The organism is Paenarthrobacter sp. NPDC018779 (assembly GCF_044391085.1).
Lineage (GTDB): Bacteria > Actinomycetota > Actinomycetes > Actinomycetales > Micrococcaceae > Arthrobacter.
Map to the genome: position 1 here is coordinate 174,095 of NZ_JBIRZS010000005.1, position 20,534 is coordinate 194,628.

Here is a 20,534-nt window from a genome sequence, read left to right on the forward strand (position 1 = left end):
TATGAGCCCTCATAGCGACAGGAGCTGTCCCCTACTTGGGTTAAACGAAGCGGTCGCGGCCGGCCCGGTACCCGAAGAATGCCGCGAGCGAACCGACCACCAGGAACAGGATTCCGGCGGCAGCAAAACCACCTGTTGCCTGGTGAAGCTGGCCCACCATCAAGGTGCCGGTGGAACCCACTCCGTACCCGACGCCCTGCATCATTCCAGACAGGTGGGCGGCCGTGTGGGCATCCCGGGTGCGGACCATGATCATCGTCAGGGCCACCGCCGTGAGCGAACCCTGGCCCAGGCCAAGCAGCCCGGTCCAGAGCCAGATCAGCTCGGTTGGCCCAAAAATGCTGAGTGCGAAACCTCCGCCGGTCATCAACGCCACAACAGTGTTGATGGCCCGCTGATCCCTGAACCGTGTGGCCAGCGCCGGCGCAAACAATGAGCCCAGCATCTGCAGCACGATCGAGACCGACACCATCAAGCCGGCCGTGCCGCCATCAACGCCTCGCTCGCGCAGGATAGGCGCCAGCCACGCGAACACACTGAACGACATCATGGCCTGCAGCACCATGAACGCCGTCACCTGCCACGCCACCGCGGAACGCCACACGTTGACCCCGCCGTGCGTTGCTTGGTGCTTTATCGACGGTTGCCTGACGGCCAACGGCAGGAAAAGCAAAAGCACGACGGCGGCAGGCACCGCCCAGAACCACAGCGCCGAGGTCCAGTGGCCGGTTGCCGCAAAGACCGGATACGTGAAGCCCGCCCCGAGGGCTGCCGACGCGCAGATGGCTGTTGTGTAGAGCCCGCCCATGAGGCCCAGCCGGTGCGGGAAATCCCTTTTCACCACGCCGGGGAGAAGCACGTTGCACAGTGCGATCGCTGCGCCGCAGGCGGCCGTTCCCAGCAAGAGTGATGGCACATGGCCCGTTCCGGGGAGTTCGCTGGGCCGGATGAGGAGGCCCGCCGTGAGCACTGCCATGGCTCCCAGGAGCACCCGTTCAGCCCCGAACCTGCGGGCCAGGACCGGAGCAAGGGGTGCGAAGACACCGAGCAAGGTCACTGGCACGGTGGTCAGGACCACAACCGCCCAGCCCGGCAGACCGGCGTCGGACGTTATTTCCGGGAGCACAGCGGAAAAGCTGGAGAAGACCGTCCGCAGGTTGAGCCCGATGAGGATCAGGCAGACCGCCAGATACGCCAGGCCGCGTTTGCCTCTGAGTTCGGTGGGGGCTGCCGCGGGGTCGTCGTCGATCTCGGCATCCACCGCGACCTCGGGCAAGGAGCGTTTGTTCGCGGACATCTCTGGGCGCTGCGCTGATGAGGCGGGCTTCCCTGCGTTGGCGGGCTTCTGGGAGGAGGTCACACGTCCTATTCTGTCAGTCGGGCGCGAACGCAGTACTTTGGCTTGCTCACCTATTGTGGCGACCCTGGCCACAGACCCGGCGCTGCAGAGCCAGCGGGGCAACGTATTCTGGATAAGAGATGAGTGACACCCCAGAATCCCCGCGCCCCATTACTCCCGGTAGCCAGGCCTCCTTCGGAACCTACGGCGGCCGGCCGGTCAGCTTCGTGCGCCGCGGCACCCGTCTTCAGGGTCGCAGGCAGGCCGCCTGGGAAGAACACGCAGAGCGATGGGCCGTCCAGGTCCCGCGGCATGTAGCCAACACCTCGGTGCACCCGGAATACGTCTTCGACGCAGAGGCAGTGTTCGGGCGCAAGGCTCCCCTGATCGTCGAGGTTGGTTCCGGTTTGGGCGACGCCGTGGTCCACGCAGCGGAGCAGAACCCGGACAAGGACTTCCTGGCCGTGGAGGTCTACACCCCCGGGCTGGCCAACACCATCATGAAGATCAACGCTCGTGGGCTCACCAATGTGCGCGTGGTGGAAGCCAATGCTCCCGAGGTGCTGGAATCCATGCTCCCTGCCGGATCCGTCAGCGAACTCTGGGTGTTCTTCCCGGATCCGTGGCACAAGGCCCGGCACCACAAACGCCGCCTCATCCAGCCTGCCTTCGCATCCGTTGCGGCGAAAGCCCTCGAAAAGGGCGGCTACTGGCGCATCGCTACTGACTGGTCCAACTACGCCGTCCACGTCCGCGAAGTCCTGGCGGGCTCCACGGAATTTGAGAACATGCACGACGGCGAGCGCAGCGGCGAGGAGAGCCCGCTGACGCAAGTGTGGCAATCCGGCGTCGAATCCGTGGTGGGGGGTGCGCCGGTCAAGGAAGGCCGCGCCCCTGTCAGCACGGAGCACACCGGCCCGAATGAGGGCGTTGACCAGGAGGGCGGCTGGGCGCCACGGTTCGAGGGCCGCATCCGGACCAGTTTCGAGAACAAGGCGCATGAGGCCGGGCGCATGATCTTCGACCTCACGTACCGCAAGATCTAGCGAACGGATTTCGGGGGAACCATGAGCTACCAACCGCCGGCTGATTACTATCAGCAGCCGCCACGGACCCGGACACTTGGGTTGGGCGCAGGGATCACGAGCATCGTGGCCGCGGTGCTCTCGCCGGTGGCCGCAGTGGTGAGCATACCCTTGGGGATCGCGGCAGTTGCTTCGCAGATCAGCCGCTACAACCAAGGCAACGACGCGTGGTGGGTAGGCGCACTGGCTTTCGCTGCCTTGGCAGTCCTCCTGGCCGTGGTGTCCATGGTTTCCGGATTGATCGCCGTGTTCCGGTCCGGCCGCATGAATGCCGGACGGGTCACGGGCATCATCGGCCTGTCCATCATGGCTGTCAACGTGTTCGGCGTGGCATTCCTGGTCATCCTGTTGCTCGGTTCCGGGCAAGGTGCCTGACATGCCTCAAGTACGCGCAGAGAGGTTCATCCGGCTCGACCCGGAAACCACGTTTGCCCTTTCCCAGACCACGGGTGCGTTCCGGCTCAAATGGGATCCATTCATTTCGGCCCAGTCCTTTGTTGACGGTGCCAGGAGTGCAGGCAAAGGGGTGCGGACCAGAACGGTGTCCCGGATGGGGCTGACGATGGTCACGGAGTACGTCTCCTACACACCACCCCGCAACGTGGGAATGACCATGGTGGCCGGGCCGTGGTTCTTCGACAACTTCGGTGGCGGCTGGCGGTTCACTCCTGAGGGCGACGGCACCCGGGCTGTCTGGAAGTACACCTTCTCTTGCAAGCCGGCTTGGCTGGCGCCCCTTGCCGAAAAGGTGGGGCTGGTGGTGCTGGGCCGGGAAATCGAACGGCGCATCGAAGCGTTCGCCAAGGCGTGCGAGGACCCGGCACTCGTGGCCGAGCTGCACGCCGCATCACGGCACGGAAATTGATGCCACCGTCTTGTCCGAGTCGTCCCTCAACTCCACTCCCGCGATACCGGTCAGCTGCACGGGCGTGGCACCGGTGATCTTGATGCGCCCACTCGGCGTGGCCGTCCACCCGCAGGTCCGTTCCTCGGCACCGTCACGACCCTTCACCCACAGGTAAAGCGTCCCTTCCAGGGGCATGCTCCGGCCCTCAACGTCCAGCTCAGTCCCCCAGGTTTTCTTGACCATGCCCACGGTCAATTGCAGGCCATCGCCGGACTGTACGGAGTAGCTGGCGTCAGGCTTCTGCGGCTGGTTCAGGATCGGACCGGCCAGGACACCCACCGCGAGGCACGCCGCAGCCACGCCACCCACAACGGCCGCCCACCGCCGTCGTGATTTCCGCCTGCGGGCCGACAGGTCAACCAGGAGGGCCTGCGGAGCGGATTCCAAGGGTGTGAGCGGTTGCGTTGCGCCAGCAGTGGTGAGGGCGACGGCGTCCGCGGCGGGCACGGCGTCGAGCAGCGCGGGGAGGCTTTCGAGTTCCTCCAACTCCTTGCGGCACTCGGCACAACGCGTGAGGTGGTCCTCAAAGGCGCGGGCCTCGTCCGCTTCCAGGCCGCCCAACAGGTAAGCCCCCAGCAATTGGTGGACGGATTCGCCGTTCATTTCTCCACCCCCATTTCGTCAAGGATCGTTCGGAGGGCCTTCACTGCGTAAAAGGCCCGGGACTTCACAGTGCCCGCCGGAATGTTCAGCTGCAGTGCTGCTTCCGTGACGGTGTACCGCTGGTAGTGCAGGGCCACGAGCACCTCGCGGTGTTCGTGGCTGAGCCTCAGCAGCGCCTCCTCCATGAGCACGCGGTTGAGGAGTTCGTCCACACGTTCTGTGGCGCCTTGGTCCGGGAGGTCATGCTCGCCAGTTTCCGTGGGGCGCCGCTGGGCTTTCCGGTAATTGTCGATGATCACGTTCCTCGCGGTCCTGAAGAGGTAGCTGCGCAGGCTGCCCGTGATCTGAGGAGCGTGCTGCCACACCTTCAGGATGGTTTCCTGCACCACGTCGTCCGCCAGATGCGCATCGGGCGTGCAACTCAGGACGAAGCGTTTCAGGGCCGTGCCGTGGTCGCGGTAGATCGCTGCCACCACGTCCTCGTCCAACGGCATAGCCACCTCCTTCGCTTGTCACCCCGTACGACGCGTTTTACGCCCGCGCGGTTCACCCTTGAACCATTCTTCACCCCACGGCGTCGTACGGGTTAGCGCCGACCCGTCCGGCCGGCTCGTCATAGGAGCTAAGGATGAAAAAGCAACTCAGCCTGGGAATCGGGGCACTGGCCCTCGTGGCCGCTTTGGCAGGATGCGGCGGGAGTTCGGGATCCTCTGCGTCGGCGCCGCCGGCTTCTTCCGCTGCCGCTTCCTCGGCGGCGGCTTCGTCCAGCCCGGCCGCGGCCGCAGAGATGAAAGTGGCTTCTTCCAGCGCCGGCCAGATCGTGGTGGACAGCAAAGGAATGAGCCTCTACTTCTTCACCAAGGACGTCAAGGACTCGGGAACCAGCGCATGTACAGGAGCCTGCCTCGCGGCCTGGCCGGTATTTACGACGACGGCGGACGCCCCCACCGTTGACGGCGTCACGGGCACCGTGGGAACCATCGCGACGCCTGACGGGAAGAAGCAGGTCACGTTGAACGGGATGCCGTTGTACTACTACGCCAAGGACAAGGCCCCGGGCGACGTCACTGGCCAGGGCGTGAGCAACGTCTGGTACCTGGTGAGCCCAAGCGGCGAAATGATCAAGGGGGCCGCGAGCACGGGGTACTGAGTCTGGCCCGGCTACCCCGCCCTTCCCGCGCCGGGTTCGCGGGAACCCCTCCGTTCCCCGCCGAGTTCGCGGGAAACCTCCCCTGTCCGCATCGAGTTCGCGGGAAACCTGCCAACACCCCGGGAAATTTCCGGGGGTGCTGGCAGGTTTCCGGCGAACTGAGCGCAGGGACCGTCATCCGAGCGCCCGCAGAATGCGTTCCTTGAACGCCCGTTCCTGGAATAAGTCCTTCCATTCGATGCGAATGAAACGCCAACCATCTTCCATGAGGGCCTTCTCGCGACGCCTCTCCTGGAAGATGACCTCCTCGGTGGGTTTGTAGTCGAAGTATTTGGTCCGCCCATCAAACTCCAGCGCGAGCTTCTCCTCCTCCCAGGCGAAGTCCATCCGGTGCTCGCCTAGCCGGGTTCGCACCTTGAACTGCGGCTCGGGGAGCCTGATGCGCAGGCGTTGCATGAGTTCCCGCGTCAGCGTCTCGCCGGCCGATTCTGCGCGAACATCAGCGTTTTGCAGAGCCTTGCGCAGAATCCGGACACCCCGTTTGCCGGCAGAGGCGTCGGCCAGCTCTTCAACCAGGGCCCGGTTGGCGCCCAGCCGCAGCCCGTGATCCACGATGACCAAGGCCTTGGGATAGCTGAGCATCCGGGCACAGTCGGAAACCGTCCGCTCAAGCGTTGTCGCCCTCAAGCCCCGGACCGTACTGACCTGGACCTCGGAGAGGGCTTCAGTATGGGCCTGCACGTCCTTTCCCCAACGGTCGGCGGAGGCGCGGACCGGGTGAAGCAAGTGAACCTTGTCATTTACCCCGAACAAGAACAGCCCGTGAAGCCTGGCCGCGGAGAGATGGCTGTAGACGAAGCTTCCGGTGGACGTTGTCAGGGTGCCGTGTGCGTGGGCAGCAATCCGTTGCAGGGCACGCTGGCGCGGACCCAAGGCATCCCAACGGCTGGTCCGGATGTAGCACCCGTACCTCAGCCGTTGGATGTGCCCGGTGTCCAACAACGCTTTGATGCTTCGACTGTTGTGGCCCATGCCGAGCAACTGCTCGGTTCGCCACATATTTCCGCTCGCAGGGAGTCCCCGAACTTTGGGAGATCTGGATGTTTCTGGCGGTGTGCTCACCTGCCCAGCATCGCCACACAACGGGGACCGGCAAAAGGCTGAAATGGGCCTATGTGGACAGTCACGGGTGCCTCAGGAACCGGGTTCGCTGGAAGCGTGCCCACCGTCCGGAAACTTCCACGCGATCAGGCAGTGTTCCCGCGAACGCGGCGCGGACAACGGCCGGAGACTCCCGGGTTCGCTGGAAACAAACCAGCACCCCCGGAAACTTCCGGGGGTGCTGGCAGTGTTCCCGCGAACCCGGCGATGAGAACAGGGAAGCCTACGCCTCCACGAACTCGTCTGACTCCTCGAACTCCACGGCCGCGATGATTTCCTTCGTCTCGGGGTGGATCATGAAGGCCTCGTCTTCGTCCTCGATCATGATGTAGTCGCCGTGATCGGTGGAGAAGTGCCACGCGAGGGTAGTGACGCCGTCGTGCTCGTAGTTCGGATCGCCCATGGTGATTTTCTCGAGGGAGTAGCCAGCAACGTCGCACAGTTCGCGGATGATGACTTCGAACTCGGGTGCGTTGGCCATGGCTTCCTCCTCAGCCTCGGCCTGGCGCTCTTCAAGGTCCGGGATCAGGGCAACGCGCTCGGCGATGTGTGCCTCGATGTCCTCCTCAGACAGGACCAGCAGGCCGGGCTGGCTGCGGAGGTATTCGGCGTTGAGGTCCACAATGTCCTCTTCTTCCAGGAGTGCCTCGAACTCTCCGTCGAGTTCATCCAGCAACGCCACCGATGCAGGCATTGACTCGGACTCGTCCAGCTCGCCATCGAGGTAGGCCTCGGCCTCGTCTTCGGACAACGCGTCAAACGCAGCAGCGGTGCGGTTGAAGAGTTCCAGATGCCGGGCAGCGCCGATTCCCTCCAATCCGGCGCGGACAAAGGCATCCACTTCGTCGCGCTCGGGAGCAGTGAACACGTACTGGGCAAACCCACCGGCCAGTGCCTGCGTCAGGTAGAAGTCAACAAAGTAGCTGTTGACCGCAGCCGGTGCGATTTCGTCGCTGTTGAGGAGCTCCGCGTACATCTCATTCACTACGTTGACGTTGGAATCCACTACGTCCCCATTGCCGGCTTCGACGGCGGTCTTGTTCAGGACGACGGGGTACTCGTTGGTAGTCATGGGAAATCCTCACTGCTGAAAGCTGATGGTGCTCCGGACACCTTCAACGTACGCGCGCGAATGGCGCCGCAATCGAGGTTCAGGTTAACGGTGGGCGAAGTTTGGGGGCCGCTCCGGGCTGACTAAGATTGAGCAGATAACCTCCTGCCGAAAGTAGCCGCCTGCATGCCGTCCCACCCCGATGACAATTGGGAACTGGCCATACAAACACCTGCCATTAACGACCGCTCCCTCGCGGCCGGACTGGCCTATGCCATGGGCAGCCGGGTCACGGGCATCACGTTCGATTCGGCCACGGGGCTTCTCCTGGGCAAGGTCCGCGGCAACACACCGCAGCCTTACTCCACCTCGGCAAAACTCGTCCGCAAACCCAGCGGCTGGAGCTGCACGGTGGGCATCTGCAGCTGCCCGGTGCGCAAGGACTGCAAGCACGTTGCCGCCCTCCTCTTCACCGCTGAGGACCACCCGAGCATCCGCGCGCAGCTTTTGGCCCAGGCTCCCGGCATGCAAACAGCCCGCCCGGACCAGGCCGGCACCCGCCCGGCGTGGGAACTCGCCCTCAACAGGCTGATCGCCAAGCCGGGTCCGGCGCAGAGCCCCGCCGGGATTCAGCTCGCGCTGCAGTTCGAAGTGGAGGAACCGGCAGCCCACTTCTCCTACACAGGCCGCCGCGACCCCGTGCGCAGTGTCCGGCAACTCAAGGTCCGCCCCATGATGATGGGCGCCAAGGGCAAGTGGATCCGCGGCGACGTGTCCTGGAACAACCTCAGCTACGTCAGCTTCCGCCGCGAATTCAACGAAACGCAGGTGGAGTGGCTGCAAACCTTCCTCGCGGCCCACGGCTCCCCCAACGGCCGGCAGCAACCGTCGGGTGCCATGTGGCTGAGCCTGAACGACTTCACAGGCAAAAACCTCTGGGCACTCCTCAATGAAGCAACAAAGGCCGGAATCCCGCTGATTCATGCGGCTGGGAGCGAGCCTGTCCGCGTCGAGTCCCAACCCGCCGTCGTCGGCCTCAGCCTTGCCCGGCCCGGCGCGGCTCGGCCCGGCGCGAACGGCACCACAAGCGGAAAGCACGACGGCGGCCTGCAGCTTGCGCCGTTGGTGACCGTAGGCGGGGAGGAGGTTGATGCCGGAACTGTGGGCTTCCTGGGCAAGCCGGCCAACGGGATCTTCTTCACGCAATCCGGGGCCGAAACGCTGCCCGGCGTGACGGCGCAGAAGAACCTGATCACGCTGGCCCCGATCGATGGCACCATCAGCGACGAGCTCCTGGAGTTCGTCACTGACGGTTCCACACTGCAGATCCCGGCGGAGGACGAGAGCCGCTTCCTCACCTCCTTCTACCCGAAGCTTCGGCAGTCCACGCCCGTGCAGGCGGCTGACGAGTCCGTGGAGCTGCCCACACTGGCCGTGCCCACGCTCTCCCTGCTGGCCAATTACGGCAACGACCACAAGGTGAGGCTGCACTGGGAGTGGCATTACACCTCGGGGACGCTGGTCACGGCACAGCCTTTGTGGCGGCATCCCGATGACCGTGGGTACCGCGACGACGCCGCCGAGGCCCGCATTCTTGAATCGCTGGGGCACCCCTGGGAGACCGTTCCCGCCCTGGCAGAGTCCGCCACCGGGGGTTGGGGCGCGCCGCGGCTCACGGCCACCGCGGAACTGGGCGGCCTGGACACCCTCGCGTTTACCGAAGAGGTGCTGCCGGCACTCAGGGAACTGCCCGACGTCGTGGTTGAGACCTCCGGTGACATCGCCGACTACCGCGAGGCGGAAGAGGCACCGGTCGTCTCGATCTCCACCAAGGAAACGGCCAGCGGCGACTGGTTCGACCTAGGGATCGTCATCACCCTCGAGGGCGAACCGGTGTCCTTCGCCGCAGTATTTTCCGCGCTCGCCGCCGGACAAACACGCATGCTCCTGCCCAGCGGCGCCCACTTCTCGCTGGACCTCCCCGAACTCCACCAGCTCCGCGCGCTGATCGACGAGGCCCGCTCACTCCAGGACAATCCGGACAACAAGGACGGCAGCCTGCAGATCAGCCGCTTCCAGGTGGGGCTTTGGGACGAGCTGGCGCAGCTGGGGATCGTGGACGAGCAAGCAGCTGCGTGGCGGGAGTCGGTAGGTGGACTGCTCGACGACGGCGTGACCGGGCTGCCGCTGCCGGCCGGCCTCAACGCTGAGCTCAGGCCGTACCAGCATGAAGGATTCAACTGGCTTAGCTTCCTGTACAAACACAGCTTGGGCGGTGTCCTGGCCGACGACATGGGCCTGGGCAAGACCGTGCAGGCCATTGCGCTGATGTGCGCGGCGCAGGAGTTGGCCGTAGCCGGCGGAAACGACAGGGCCCCGTTCCTGGTGGTTGCCCCCACCAGCGTGGTCAGCAACTGGGCTTCCGAAGCGCAGCGGTTCGCTCCGGGCCTGGTGGTGCGCACCGTTACGGAGACTTTCGCGAAGAGTGGCCTGTTGCCGTCGGAGGCGATGGCGGGTGCCGACGTCGTGATTACCTCCTATGCCCTGTTCCGCATCGACTATGAGGCGTACGCCTACTTCCAGTGGGCCGGGCTCATGCTTGACGAGGCCCAGTTCGTGAAGAACCACCAGTCCAAGGCGTACCAGTGCGCGCGCAAACTTCCGGCGCGGTTCAAGCTGGCCATCACGGGTACTCCGTTGGAAAACAACCTCATGGAGTTCTGGGCCCTCACCTCGATCGTGGCGCCCGGGCTGTTCCCCAGTCCCAAGAGGTTCGCCGAAAACTACCAGAAGCCCGTGGAGAAAAACGGCGACTCTGCGCAACTGGGCAAGCTCCGCCGTCGTGTGCGTCCGCTCATGATGCGCCGCACCAAAGAGCAGGTGATCCAGGACCTGCCGCCCAAGCAGGAACAGGTCCTCGAGGTAGTGCTCAACCCGCGCCACCAGAAGGTCTACCAGACCCACCTGCAGCGCGAGCGGCAGAAGATCCTGGGGCTGATCGACGACGTCAACAAGAACCGTTTCACGATCTTCCAGTCGTTGACCCTGCTGAGGCAGCTGAGCCTGGACGCTTCGCTGGTGGACTCTTCCCTCTCCGCCGTCCGCTCGTCCAAGCTGGATGTCCTGTTTGAGCAGCTCGAGGACATCATCTCCGAAGGTCACCGCACCCTGATCTTCAGCCAGTTCACGGGGTTCCTCGGCAAGGTCCGCGAGCGGATGGACGCCGAGGGCATCGAATACTGCTACCTCGACGGCAGCACCCGGAACCGAGGCGACGTAGTGAGCGAATTCAAGAACGGCAGCGCTCCCGTGTTCCTGATCTCGCTGAAGGCCGGCGGGTTTGGGCTGAACCTGACCGAGGCCGACTACGTGTTCCTGCTGGATCCGTGGTGGAACCCCGCCTCCGAAGCGCAGGCCGTGGACCGCACGCACCGCATCGGCCAGGCCAGGAACGTCATGGTCTACCGGCTGGTTGCCAAGGACACCATCGAAGAGAAGGTCATGGCGTTGAAGGCCAAGAAGTCGCAGCTCTTCGCGGATGTGATGGAAGGCGATGCCTTGGCCGGCGGTTCGTTGACGGCGGAGGATCTGGCAGCGCTGTTCGCGGAGTAGCCTGCCAACTGACTGGCAGTTGTTGTTGTTCTGAGCGCTCATGGCAACCACTAGTGCCAGTCAGATGAGGCGCCGCCGTCGTAATTCTGCATCGCGTGTGAGGCAGTTGATCGTGACTGTAGAATCTCCTCTGGCCCCGCAAAAATGTGGTTGCTGACACATCACCAGAGGGAGCCGCAGTGGCCATTCTGCCGTTTTCAACGCATGAAACTTTCAGGGGTCCTTGGCGGCTGGCCTCGGCTGCTGTGCTCGCCGTCGGCCTGACGGCTGGTGCTTTGTTCGGCGTAGCCGCGCCGGCACACGCAGACGTAAAGGTCGCCGACATCGCGACGGGTAGCGGACCGGACACAACAGCGGTCAACCCGGTGACGAACAAGATCTACGTCGGGCACCTTGGGAGCCCATACGTTACGGTCATCGATGGTGCCAGCAAAGTTGCTTCCAGCATTCCCGTTGGCGGCGGAACATGGGCCTTGGCCGTGAATACGGTCACCAATAAAATCTATGCATCCGTTGTTGGCAGCAGCGTCGTCGAAATCGATGGTGCTACCAAGGCGACCTCTGTCATCGCCAGCGGCCAGCAGATCGTGGCGCTGGCGACCAATGAGAAGACCAACCAGGTTTTCGCCTCCGATCCGGGCGCGGACAGCGTGCAGATCATCGATGGGGCCACCAATGCCAAGGCAACTATTCCGGTGGGCACCAACCCGCGAGAACTTGCTGTGAACGCAACCTCAAACAAGGCGTACGTCGTTGATCAGGACAGCAACTCGGTGTACGTCGTTGATGGTTCCAGCAAGACTTCAGTGAAAGTCCCCGTAGGTTTGCAGCCCACGCACGTGGTCGTGAATCCACGCACCAACAAGACGTACGTCAGCTGCGAAGGAGAGACCGGGACCACTGGCCCGGGCGTCACCGTTATCGACGGAGCCACGAACGCGACGCTGAACGTCGCCGTCCGAGATACCCCGGGTGGTGTGGCCATCAACAAAAACACCAACAAGGTCTATGTCTCAACCGGCAGCGAGATGTCGGTCATTGATGGCTCTACCAACGCCGTATCCCGCATCAGCTTCCCCTTTGATGTCGATCATCTCCGGGGGCTGGGCGTCAACGAGAAGACAAACAAGGTCTACGCCGCCAACGAATGGCAAGCCAGCGCCGTAGTCCTCAATGCCAACACCGGGGTTTCCGCGACGATCTCCACAGGCTCATACCCACAGATGGTCGCCGTTAACGAAGCGACAGGGTTGGCCTACGTGCCCAACCAGGGCTCGGGAACAGTTTCCGTTATAGACGGTGCCGACGCACCCCCAGCCTTCACCGCCGGCCAGCCGCCCGTTGTAGCAACAGTTGGATCTTCATACAGCTACACGTTCCAGGCCAAAGGATCACCGGCACCGAAATTCTCGGTCTACGCAGGCACAGTGCCGCCCGGCCTGACCCTGAACCAGCAGACCGGCGTCTTGTCAGGCATCGCTAGTAAAGCCGGGACCTACAAGGTTCAGGTCGCAGCCGCCAACGGAGTCAGCCCCTCAGCCTTCACCAAGTGGTTTTCGATCACCGTGAACCCCGCCAAGAACGACTTCAACTCCGACGGCAAAGCAGACACCCTCGCCCGTGATTCGGCCGGGAACCTCTGGCTGTATGCGGGAGACACCGGCGGACACTTCTTGCCCCGGACCCAGGTTGGCTCGGGCTGGAATGCGATGACGTCCCTTGTGGCGCCCGGCGATTTGAATGGCGACGGCAAACCGGACGTATTGGCCCGGGACGGAGCCGGCTCGCTCTGGCTCTACCCCGGCAACGGATACGGCGAGTGGTACCCCCGTGTCCAAGTGGGAGCTGGATGGAACGTCATGACCTCGATCGTGGGTCCGGGCGACTTCAACGGCGACGGCAAACACGACATCCTGGCCAGGGACTCTTCCGGCGTTCTGTGGCTTTACCCCGGCAACGGCTCCTCCGGTTGGCTCCCCCGCGTCCGGGTCGGCTCCGGCTGGAACGCCATGGACAAGATCGCCGGTCCGGGCGACTTCAATGGCGACGGCAAGCACGACGTCATGGCCACCGACACGGCTGGCACGTTGTGGCTGTATCCCGGAAACGGGACCAGCGGGTGGCTCCCGCGCGTCCAGGTCGGTTCGGGCTGGAGCTCCATGACCGCCGTCGTTGGTCCCGGCGACTTCAACAGCAACTTCCCGCCCGACGGCACTGCGGACCTTCTGGCCCGCGACACCCAAGGCGTGCTGTGGCACTATCCCGGTGATGGCCGGGGTGGCTGGTTGCCACGTTTCGCTGTGGGTTGGGGCTGGGACGCCATGACGGCCGTGCTCTAGAAGCGTTCGACGGCGGTCTCCCGGATTTGGGCGGCCGCCGTCACCTTACTTCAGGCGCCTCCGTCGCCTCCGATACCTGTAGCTGCGGGGCTCGCTGCCTAGTAGTAATAGACTGCTCTCATTCGGCAAATTCGAGCTACGGGCCCAAGGTGACGATGATCAGACAGGCAGAGGTTTCATTCGAGCTGCATGCCTGGGTGGATGAAAGCATGCGAACTGTGAACGTCAAAGAACCCATGTACATGCTCGGCGCGGCAGTGGCGGACCCATCAGGTTGTGACCTCGTGCGGGATGATTTGCGATCCATCCTGACGGACGGCCCGAAGCTGCATTGGCGGGACATGGACAACCGCGCGAAGAAACTGTCCATTGATCTCTTGGGGGCGCTGGACGCAGCTCACATCGTCGTTGTGGCGGCGCCTCTTGAACCCCGGCGGCAGGAAAGGGCCCGAGCCAAATGCATGGAGAGGCTGTTCTCGGAATTGGGCGCCGTGGGCGTTACATCTGTCTTCCTTGAGTCCCGTACCCGATCGCTCAACGCACGCGACATGCACCTCGTCGATAAGTTGCGAGGTCGAAGAGTTATGCCTGAGTCACTCCGAGTGGAAATTCAACTCCCCTCGGAAGAACCGATGCACTGGATACCGGATCAGGTTCTTGGCGCCATGGGAGACGCTGAGGCGGGGGATGCCACATGGCTCGAAAGGTTCAGGGGCCACATCAGCCGACACATCATCTGATCCGGCTCACAAAGCGCGAAAGCCAGGTCCCGTCAACCGGCGGGGATCCTGGCTTTAACTTCCCAACCCCCCAGCAGGAGGTGGGCTACATCAATCGAACCTCAACGCGAATGAAAGTGTCAAGGCGTAGCATCGCGGCTGATTGACACTCTTTGACAGCGTTTCGCATCTGCCAAGCCGCCGGCGAACACTGACACGCCGATGGTGGCTCCCACTACGGGGTTGGCAATCACGGCGAAGAGCCCGCCGATCCCAAGTGCCACCGCCGCAGCCAAGATGTGTAATTTCAAAAGAGCCTCCAATCATCGACCATTCCCGGTTCCGACACGATGTCTGGGCGGGGGACCTTCCGGACTGCCCTGATTTCTACGTCTTCCTCGGCGCCGAACAGTCGCCTGCCAACTCCGTTGACGTAGATCCAGACGCCGGTTCCGTCAAGCATGACGTCCTGTACCAAACCAGCCATTACCCCCCCCCCCCCGCAAAGTCGATGTCGACTTCGTCACCGGGCAGGAAGTACTCCCAGGCCTTGTCATGACGAGTCGTCAGAGACTCCGGATCCATCATCCTGAACACGGTGCTCTTTTCCATGGCAAAACCCCCTCCACGTCTGCCTAATTAGCAGTGAAGGGTGCCTGCGGAAAATGACGGGCACAGCTGACTGGCAGTTGTTGTTGCTACCAGCGCTCATAGCAACCACAAATGCCAGTCAGTTGGAGGGGAGGACATTGCTCAGTCCAAGCGCACGCCTCGCAGCATCAGCATCGTCCCGCCAACAGCAACGGCAGAGGCCAGGAACACACCGGCCGCGCCGAGCCCAACAGCAACCACACCGATGGCGCTCGGCAGGATCACTTGGCCTACCCTGTTGCCCGCGAGCCGCAGTGCCAACGCCCGCCCACGTTGCCCCTCGGGTGCCTGTGCGGAGAGCCAGGACATGGTGAGCGGTTGGCCAATGCCGAGCCCGAGGCCAAGGAATGCCATGACAACGAACAGCAACCACTCCGGCATGGGAATCGCGGCAACGGCCAGGGACACTGTGGACACGGCCAGGCTCAGGACCAGCAGCTTCAATCGGCCCAGCGTCCGGGACACCCGGCCAAGCCCAAGCCGGGAGACCATGGAGAACACCGCCCTCACGGTCAGCATCAGGCCAACCGTGGCTGCGGTGATGCCGCGTTCGGCGCCCAAGGCCGGCAGGTAAACAACAGTCAGGTCCACCACTGCCAACACTGTTGCACTCGTGGCAAGTGCACGGGCCACGCCGGGTGTCCGCAACAGGGAGAAGGCGCTCCCCCGCGGCGCCTCGGCGGACCGTGAGGCACGTCGACCGCTGCTGACCCGGGAGGAAACAAGGAACGTAGTGCAGAACAGCACAAATCCCATGGCTACGGCCAGGATGAAGATCGCCTGGGTGTCCGGCCGCACGGATGCACCGCCAACAAGCGAAATGGCGAGCGGTCCCAGCGCCTGCCCCAACGACGCCGCGAACGTCAGGTAACCGAACGCGGAGTCTAGCCGGGAGGAAGCCGCGTTGTTCGCCACCACCGCCTGCTGCCCTACAACACAGGCCAGCTGGCCCGCGCCCAGAAGCGCCGTTCCGGCGATCAGCGCCGCTACGGACGACCCCCAAAACAGCAGGAACGTTGAACAGAGAAGCACGACGGCGGACCCGGCGGCCATGAGCCGACGCTCGCCCAGGCGGTCCACCAGGTTGCCGATCGGCATGGCAAGCAGCAGGGGAAAGACGGCGTAGCTGGCCGCGAGGACACCAAGAGCGAAGGCAGGGACGTCGAGCTCAAGGGCCCGGTACGTGGCGGCGGGCCGGACCAGGAATGTCACGGCCTGGATCAACGCCGAATGGAGAAGGAGTGCTGAGGACGAGCGTCGCCCGAGTTCGCCGATCATTCGAGGTCGAGGCCCTTGTCCGAAATCATGCGCACTGTCTCGTCCCGGGCTCCTATGACGTGGTCAAATGCGATCCTCGCAGCAGTGTCCGCGTCCTTCGCAGCCAGGGCGGCCACCAACCGGCGGTGGTCGGCCAAAGCTTCCTCACGCCGTTCCGAGGAGTTGTTGGTGAAGTATCGGTAGCGTTCCACTTGGCTGGCGATCTGCTGGTGGAAACGCAACGCCCAGGAGTTGCCCGCGATCGAGGCAATGGTGGCGTGGAGGGTGACGCCGTACTTCATGGCCTCGTCCGCGAAGCCCACCATGGCAGCGTTGCGCTCAAGGATTCCCTGCAGTTTTTCGATGTCCGCCTCCGTTGCGCGGGCACACGCTTCACGGGCCATGAGGGATTCCAGCGCGGCCCGCACGTCGTAGAGCTCGGAGATGGCCGTCGCATCAAGCAGTGGAACCAGCACACCCCCGGTGGGCTGTTGTTCCAGGAGGCTCTCGGAAATCAACCGACGGATCGCCTCGCGCAACGGCGTGCGGCTGACCTGCAACGCGGCAGCCATCGCCGGCTCGTAGATTCGTGTCCCGGGTTTGAGCTCCAGGTCCAGGATCTGCCGTTTGAGTTCCGTGTAAACGAGGTGTGCGCCGGTGTTCCGGGGTTGAGATGCTGCCATGCTGCCGCCAAGGTTGAGTGAGTGTACTTGTATACATCTATACAGTTAGCGTCCGCACAAAAGCAACGCGGGGTCAGATACGGCCCATCCAGACGGCAAAAAGAGGCTGTAAATAACCCCGCGTGGCAGTCGGGTGGGAACACTTCGGACCAACTGCGATCGACCCTGTTCGACTCCCTTGTGACACCCCAAACCGCCTCATAGTCTCGGCAGGACCGGTTTCACCAGCGCAGCCGGTTTCACCCGCAGACCCCGATGATGAGGTACCCCTATGCCGATTCCACGATTTCGAAGGCCGGTCGCTGCCCTGGCGGCGGCCGTCACAGCAGCCACAGGCCTGGCCCTCCTGCCCACAGCACCAGCCGCACAGGCGGCCGACGCAACCCAGATCACCATCACCCCGAACCCGGCCAGCCGCAGCGAAGCGTTCGAAGGGTGGGGAACCAGCCTGGTCTGGTTCGCGAATGCGACGGCGGGATACTCACCGGCACTGCGGGAGGAGCTGTACCAGAAAGTCTTCGGCGAGGACGGGCTGAACCTCAACATCGCCCGTTACAACGTCGGGGGCGGCAACGCATCGGATGTCGCGAACTACCTCAACGACGGCAGTGCTGTGGACGGATGGTGGAAGCCGGTGGCCGAAGCGCAACCCGGCCATCCGGCGTCGAACCTTTACAACCCGGACGGAAGCGTCGACAAAACCCAAGCCAACAAGCTGGCTTTCCTGAACGCCTGGGACCCGGACGACCCCGCTTCCTACAACCCCGACGCCGACCAGAACCAGCGGTGGTGGGTGGAGCGTCTCACCGAAGACCAGCAAATCACGCATTGGGAAGCCTTCAGCAACTCGCCGCCCTGGTTCATGACCAGGAGCGGCTACGTCTCCGGACAGGTCAACACCAACAAGGGCGAAAACCTGCTACCCGAGGCGGAAGGCAAGTTCGCCGCGTACATGCGGCACTCCGTCGAGCTTCTTGAAAAGGGCAGCGGGATCAAGGTGGACACCATCGATCCGTTCAACGAACCCAACTCCGGCTACTGGGGAACGGACATCAACGCCGCCACCGGGAAACCGCCCACAACGTACACGCAGAAGCAGGAAGGCGCGCTGATCTACCCGGCCGCGCAGGATCGCGTGACCAAGCTCCTGGCTGCCGAACTCGCCAAGGGCAGCACGGACGCGGTGATCTCGGCGATGGACGAGACGGATCCCACCAAGTTCATGACCAACTGGAACGGCTACAGCCAAGAAGCCAAGGATGCCGTCTCGCAACTCAACGTCCACACCTACGGAACCAACGATCGACGCCGCGTCCGCGACCTGGCCAACTCCACGGACAAGCCATTGTGGATGAGCGAAGTGGGCGGTTTCTGGACCGGCAACCCGGCTCTCGGAGATTCCACCAGCGGTTGGGACCGCTCAAACATCACCAATGGCCTGGGCATCGCGAGCCGGATGGTCAACGACCTCCGTGAACTTGAGCCCAACGCCTGGGTGTTCTGGCAGCCTGTGGAGGACACGTACAAGCAGGAGAAGGCCGACAAGGGCTGGGGTTCCATCTACGTCGACTTCGACTGCAACTACGCCGGCCGCGAGGGCTACTCCAACCGCCGGCTCAACGACGGCGCCGCCCTGGACTCCGCGAAATGCAAGGTCCTGACGAACCAGAAATACAACACCACCCGGAACTTCACGCACTACATCCGCCCCGGGGACTTCCTCATCCAGAACAACGACGCCAAGACGGCCAGCGCCCTCCGCGCCGACGGCACCGGTGCCACGCTGGTCCACTTTAATGACACGCCGACGCCGGAGAAGGTCACCATCGATCTCAGCCGTTTCGGGAGCATCGCTCCGGGTGCGAAGGTCACGCCGGTGGTCACCACCAAGTCTCCGTTGGACGACATCGAGAAGAACGCCCTGGTGAAAGGCGCGCCGGTCGCCGTCGACACCGCGGCAAAGTCCGCCACTGTTGAGGTGCCTGCCGCGTCCGTGGTGACGTTCGTCGTCGACGGCGTCAGCGGGGTTTCGGACGACGCCGCGCCGGTGGAGGACAGTCACCGCTACCACCTCACCGGTGAGGCGAGCGGCAAGTACCTGACGGCCGGCACGGGCGGTGCTTCGATCCAGGACCTCGGTTCCGACGCCGCCGGAGTGGCTCCGCAGATCTGGACGTTCAACGCAGTTCGCCCGGACGACGAGTTCTCCAATGACCGCCGCTGGGTTGTCTCTGCAGCGGACGGTCGCGTTCTGACCGGCAACGGTGGTGTGATGAACGGGTCTCAAAGTGGTGCAGCGTCCTTGGCTTCCCTCTCGCTGGAACAGGCCAAAACCACTCCTTCTGCACAGTGGATAGTGACCACGGAGAACGGGAAACAGTGGACGTTGGTCAATGCTGGAGCGGCGATTGCGCTGCAGGTTTCCGGCAACCAAACGGCGGCTGGGACATCCGTTGCGTTGGCGTCCTCCACGGGAACCACGGCAACCGCCCTTGCCAGCCCGCACCAAGCTTGGGCGTTCACGGACATCGCGGATCGGAAGCTGCTGGGAGTGGCTCCGCTGGACGTGAGCACTCCCGTTGGGACTGCGCCTGCGCTGCCAACCACCGTCACGCCTGTGTACAAGGCCGGTCCGGGCAAACCGCTGCCTGTGACGTGGGCGTCGGTCGATCCGGGCGCTTGGCAGAAGGCGGGGAAAGTGACGGTGTACGGTTCCGGCGTAGATCCCTATGGGCAGGCGTTTGAGGCAGTCCTGACCGTGACTGTGGGCCAGTACATTGCTACAGATCCTGCGTCTGTGACGGTGGGGGTTGGGTCTTCACTGGCTAGCGTGCAGGCGGCAGCGCCGACCACCGTTCCCGGTCAAATCGCAGATGGTCCGGCCCGGAACCCGCTGGCTGTGGCATGGGACTGGTCTTCCTTGAGTGCCGCTTCCCTGGAAACCGCGGGAACGCTGACCGTTCCGGGCAAGGCCGGATCACTTGATGCCACCCTGACCGTCATCGTGGTGGACCGCGTCCCCGTGGCCAACATCTGCAAGGACGATCCCGCCACCACCGTGACGGCAAGCTACACCGAGGGCTCGTACATCGCCAAGAACACGTGCGACGCCAACCCCTCCACCCGCTGGTCCAACTGGGTCAGCGGCGGCCGAAACGGAGACAGCTTGTCCTACGCCTTCGGCCGCGAGTACACCGTGTCCTCGGTGGCAGTCACCTCTGCGGAGAAGGCCGCGACGAGCGTCAAGGTCCAGTACCAGGACGCAGCGGGAACATGGAAGGACACCTCCGCGGGCACGGTGACCGGGCTCTCCGTTTCGGCTCCCACCACGGTGACCTTCGAACCGGTCACCACCCGCGGGATCCGGGTTGCATTCGTGACCACGGGGTCCTATACGAAGGTCGCGGAGGTGGCCATCGCCGGAACCCGCTTGGCAGATGCGGGACTCGCGGACCTCGGCCGGCTCCTGGTCAACCAGGCATCCGTGGTCGGCTTCGCTCCCGGAACCACCGCTTACCGCGCGTTGACCTCCTCGGCGACTCCCGCCGTCGTCGGCTACCCGTTGGACACGAACGCGAAGGTGACCGTCCGGCAACCCACCGCGGAAAGCCCGACGGCGGTAGTCATCGTGACAGCCCCTGACGGGACCGTGAAGGAGTACCGCCTGTACATCTCCACAGGAAAGGAAGCCTGCAAGGACGGCGGGTGGAAGTGGAGCCCGTCGCCGGTGTTCAAGAACCAGGGGCAGTGCGTGAGCAGCTTCGCCGCGGGTAAGTAGGAACCTGCCTTCACCAGCAAGGCCCCCTCGGAGGTGTTCCGAGGGGGTCTCCTTGTGCTCCAAACGAACAATAAGTGCAGCGTAACTGTCCGTTTGGAGGTAGATTTTGGGTTCATGGCCAGCACATGACTACCGCACCATGCCGTGTAAGTCTTCGGGCCGTCCGCCCCGGGAAGATCGCGAATTCAGCCAAGTGGAT

General features: G+C 63.7%; 16 protein-coding genes. 8 read left to right on the forward strand and 8 right to left on the reverse strand.

All coding sequences use genetic code 11. The features are described from left to right. Positions 1-40: 40 nt before the first annotated feature. On the reverse strand, positions 41-1,297 hold the full coding sequence (locus ACH488_RS08585; RefSeq protein WP_397323608.1) for an MFS transporter: 1,257 nt from the start codon (positions 1,295-1,297) through the stop codon (positions 41-43). A gap of 182 nt (positions 1,298-1,479) precedes the next feature. Here ACH488_RS08585 and trmB point away from each other — a divergent pair, with 182 nt between their 5' ends. From trmB to ACH488_RS08600, 3 genes are read left to right on the forward strand one after another with little or no spacing between them, the layout of a single operon-like run. Next, positions 1,480-2,385, forward strand: a complete 906-nt coding sequence (gene trmB, locus ACH488_RS08590) for a tRNA (guanosine(46)-N7)-methyltransferase TrmB (protein ID WP_397323535.1) — start codon at positions 1,480-1,482, stop codon at positions 2,383-2,385. A gap of 21 nt (positions 2,386-2,406) precedes the next feature. After that, complete coding sequence (locus tag ACH488_RS08595) at positions 2,407-2,799, forward strand: hypothetical protein (RefSeq protein WP_397323537.1); 393 nt, start codon at positions 2,407-2,409, stop codon at positions 2,797-2,799. Position 2,800: 1 nt separating this feature from the next. Next, the gene (locus ACH488_RS08600) at positions 2,801-3,289 is read left to right on the forward strand and encodes a type II toxin-antitoxin system RatA family toxin (RefSeq protein WP_397323538.1); all 489 of its coding nucleotides are present in this window, start codon (positions 2,801-2,803) and stop codon (positions 3,287-3,289) included. On the opposite strand, the gene ACH488_RS08605 is transcribed toward ACH488_RS08600, so the two are convergent. Both ACH488_RS08605 and ACH488_RS08610 read right to left on the reverse strand, forming a co-directional pair. Beyond that, positions 3,272-3,934 (reverse strand): anti-sigma factor family protein, encoded by a 663-nt coding sequence (locus ACH488_RS08605; RefSeq protein ID WP_397323540.1) that lies wholly within the window; start codon positions 3,932-3,934, stop codon positions 3,272-3,274. The two genes, ACH488_RS08600 and ACH488_RS08605, sit on opposite strands and share 18 nt — an antisense overlap. Further along, positions 3,931-4,428 (reverse strand): sigma-70 family RNA polymerase sigma factor, encoded by a 498-nt coding sequence (locus ACH488_RS08610; RefSeq protein ID WP_397323542.1) that lies wholly within the window; start codon positions 4,426-4,428, stop codon positions 3,931-3,933. The genes ACH488_RS08605 and ACH488_RS08610 overlap by 4 nt, the downstream gene beginning before the upstream one ends. A 134-nt stretch (positions 4,429-4,562) precedes the next feature. Between ACH488_RS08610 and ACH488_RS08615 the strand changes: the two genes are divergently transcribed. After that, on the forward strand, positions 4,563-5,084 hold the full coding sequence (locus ACH488_RS08615) for a hypothetical protein (RefSeq protein WP_397323543.1): 522 nt from the start codon (positions 4,563-4,565) through the stop codon (positions 5,082-5,084). Positions 5,085-5,258: 174 nt separating this feature from the next. Here ACH488_RS08615 and ACH488_RS08620 read toward each other — a convergent pair whose 3' ends face one another. Both ACH488_RS08620 and ACH488_RS08625 read right to left on the reverse strand, forming a co-directional pair. Further along, a complete protein-coding gene (locus ACH488_RS08620) occupies positions 5,259-6,143 on the reverse strand; it encodes a hypothetical protein (protein WP_397323545.1) in 885 nt (294 codons plus the stop codon). A gap of 325 nt (positions 6,144-6,468) precedes the next feature. Then, positions 6,469-7,317, reverse strand: coding sequence for a hypothetical protein (locus ACH488_RS08625; protein WP_397323546.1), 849 nt, complete (start codon positions 7,315-7,317; stop codon positions 6,469-6,471). Positions 7,318-7,482: 165 nt separating this feature from the next. Here ACH488_RS08625 and ACH488_RS08630 point away from each other — a divergent pair, with 165 nt between their 5' ends. The 3 genes from ACH488_RS08630 to ACH488_RS08640 all read left to right on the forward strand — a co-directional run bounded on the left by ACH488_RS08630 (position 7,483) and on the right by ACH488_RS08640 (position 13,987). Next, a complete protein-coding gene (locus tag ACH488_RS08630; protein WP_397323548.1) occupies positions 7,483-10,908 on the forward strand; it encodes an SNF2-related protein in 3,426 nt (1,141 codons plus the stop codon). A gap of 179 nt (positions 10,909-11,087) precedes the next feature. Then, a complete protein-coding gene (locus ACH488_RS08635; protein ID WP_397323549.1) occupies positions 11,088-13,247 on the forward strand; it encodes an FG-GAP-like repeat-containing protein in 2,160 nt (719 codons plus the stop codon). Between the two features lie 155 nt (positions 13,248-13,402). Continuing rightward, positions 13,403-13,987 carry a hypothetical protein gene (locus ACH488_RS08640; protein ID WP_397323550.1) on the forward strand — a complete coding sequence of 195 codons (585 nt, stop codon included), beginning with the start codon at positions 13,403-13,405 and terminating at the stop codon, positions 13,985-13,987. A 286-nt stretch (positions 13,988-14,273) separates the two neighbouring features. On the opposite strand, the gene ACH488_RS08645 is transcribed toward ACH488_RS08640, so the two are convergent. From ACH488_RS08645 to ACH488_RS08655, 3 genes are all read right to left on the reverse strand, one after another. Further along, positions 14,274-14,453, reverse strand: a complete 180-nt coding sequence (locus ACH488_RS08645; protein ID WP_397323551.1) for a hypothetical protein — start codon at positions 14,451-14,453, stop codon at positions 14,274-14,276. A gap of 266 nt (positions 14,454-14,719) precedes the next feature. Then, positions 14,720-15,895, reverse strand: coding sequence for an MFS transporter (locus tag ACH488_RS08650; protein WP_397323552.1), 1,176 nt, complete (start codon positions 15,893-15,895; stop codon positions 14,720-14,722). After that, positions 15,892-16,557: a GntR family transcriptional regulator gene (locus ACH488_RS08655; protein ID WP_397323553.1), complete on the reverse strand. Its 666-nt coding sequence runs from the start codon at positions 16,555-16,557 to the stop codon at positions 15,892-15,894. The genes ACH488_RS08650 and ACH488_RS08655 overlap by 4 nt, the downstream gene beginning before the upstream one ends. Positions 16,558-16,828: 271 nt before the next feature. On the opposite strand from ACH488_RS08655, the gene ACH488_RS08660 reads away from it, so the two are divergent. After that, positions 16,829-20,335: a discoidin domain-containing protein gene (locus tag ACH488_RS08660; RefSeq protein ID WP_397323554.1), complete on the forward strand. Its 3,507-nt coding sequence runs from the start codon at positions 16,829-16,831 to the stop codon at positions 20,333-20,335. Positions 20,336-20,534: the final 199 nt, after the last annotated feature.